The following is a 1,675-nucleotide window of genomic DNA, read 5'->3' as shown; positions in this document are numbered from 1 at the left end:
ACCAGTGCAGTGCCTTTTTTAATCGACCGATTTACTACACTTAAACGCGCTCGTTGCCGATAAGCCCAACTAGGTCCGCCTAAAGGGCGCAATATTTCTGCTGGCTTAGCGCGGGCAAGATGCCAGAGGTCATCTTCTAAAACCCGTTGCTTTATCGCTATTTGTGCTGCTACATCCAGGTGTTGCATGCTACAGCCGCCACAAATACCAAAAGCTAAGCAACGCGGCTGCGTTCGAAATACGGCGGGCTTTAAGATCTGGACAACTTTGGCCTTAGCAAAGCGCGCTTTATCACGGGTAATTTGATAGCTGACTAGTTCAGTAGGCAATGCGCCACGAATAAATAGCACCTTACCCGCTTCACCGGCAGGCGCATCAGCAGCGGGCGGCAGTCTGGCAATGCCCTGCGCGTCTAAATCGAGAGATTCAACCCAAATCGGCTCGCCAATTGGCTCAGACATACCGCAAGTGTTTAAGCGGCATCCGCAAATCCAGCAAGGTATTCTTGCCATGCTGCGCCGTGTGGCTGCTTAGATTCCTCTTGCAGATAGGCGCGTACAAAGCGCACTTCTTCAGCATATTCTGCGGGGGAAAAACCGCCCCGCATCAATTGAAAGCGGCAATACATCAAATACGTATTCACCACATCCGTTTCGCAATAGCTACGAATATCGGGTAAGCGACCTTCCTGATAAGCGCCCCATACTTGACTACCGTCCATGCCCATTTTTCCAGGAAAACCACAGAGTTTGGCTAAGCTATCCAACGGTGCATTTGCCCGCGGATTAAATTTTGCCAAAATATCCATCATGTCTAAATGCCGTAAGTGATAGCGGGAAATATAGTTATTCCACTTAAAGTCACGGCTGTCACTATCCTGGCTTTCACCCATCTCCCAATAACGTGCGGCTTGCACTTCCTGCACCATAGAGCGGTAATGCAAAACGGGTAAATCAAACCCGCTACCATTCCATGAAACTAATTGCGGGGTATATTTTTCAATTAAATCGTAAAACGCCTGAATTAAGGTTTTTTCATCGTCGGCAACTTCGCCTAAAGATCCCACCTTAAATTGCGGCAAACCTTCTTTAGTGGTGCGACGAATGACACACGAAATCGCCACAATTTTTTGTAAGTAGAGCGGCAGAAAATCGCTACCCGTTTTCACCGTCCGCGCTGCCATCGCTAACTGTGCTACTTCGGCATCAGCAATGGTGGCGGGATAATCTTCCAGGCGCCGTAAACCAGCTACATCGGGAATAGTTTCAATATCGAAAACTAAAACGGTTGCGCCTGCTCGCATGAGTAAGAGGCTGTCCTACTGTAAAAATTGCATTGGATTAACCGGCTTTCCATTCACCCGTACTTCAAAATGCAACTTCACCGCATTGGTGTCGGTATCGCCCATCTCAGCAATTTTTTGCCCCTTGCGAACGCTATCGCCCTCCTTCACCGCCAGACTTTTGTTATAGGCATAGGCGGTTAAATAGGTATTATCGTGCTTCACAATCACCAAATTACCATAGCCGCGCAAGCTATTCCCTGCGTACACCACCTTACCATCTGCGGCTGCTTGAACTGGCTCGCCTAACTTTCCGGCTATATCAATACCCTTGTTTTTACCCTCACTAAACTCTTCAACGACCTTACCTTGTGCTGGCCAAGATAAGCGAAT

Annotated in this window: 3 protein-coding genes; all 3 read right to left on the bottom strand. The window is 48.3% G+C overall.

What is annotated here, in order from left to right:
* Nucleotides 1–461, bottom strand: a 461-nt coding sequence (locus tag WCK19_RS18505; protein ID WP_342398887.1) for a hypothetical protein, incomplete at its 3' end; no start/stop codon positions are given.
* 11 nt (nucleotides 462–472) lie between these two features.
* On the bottom strand, nucleotides 473–1,303 hold the full coding sequence (locus tag WCK19_RS18500) for a 3'-5' exonuclease (RefSeq protein ID WP_342398886.1): 831 nt from the start codon (nucleotides 1,301–1,303) through the stop codon (nucleotides 473–475).
* A 15-nt stretch (nucleotides 1,304–1,318) separates the two neighbouring features.
* Nucleotides 1,319–1,675 (bottom strand): peptidoglycan DD-metalloendopeptidase family protein (locus WCK19_RS18495; protein ID WP_342398885.1); only part of this gene is annotated, 357 nt, incomplete at its 5' end.

The organism is Candidatus Chlorohelix sp., assembly GCF_037138995.1.
GTDB lineage: Bacteria > Chloroflexota > Chloroflexia > Chloroheliales > Chloroheliaceae > Chlorohelix.
Note: the sequence above shows the minus strand (reverse complement) of the source record. Positions and strands in the feature narration are given on the sequence as shown.

Coding starts and splice junctions, on each gene's coding strand:
- WCK19_RS18500 (WP_342398886.1), bottom strand. CDS start 1,303: ATGCGAGCAGGCGCAACCGTTTTAGTTTTCGATATTGAAACTATTCCC.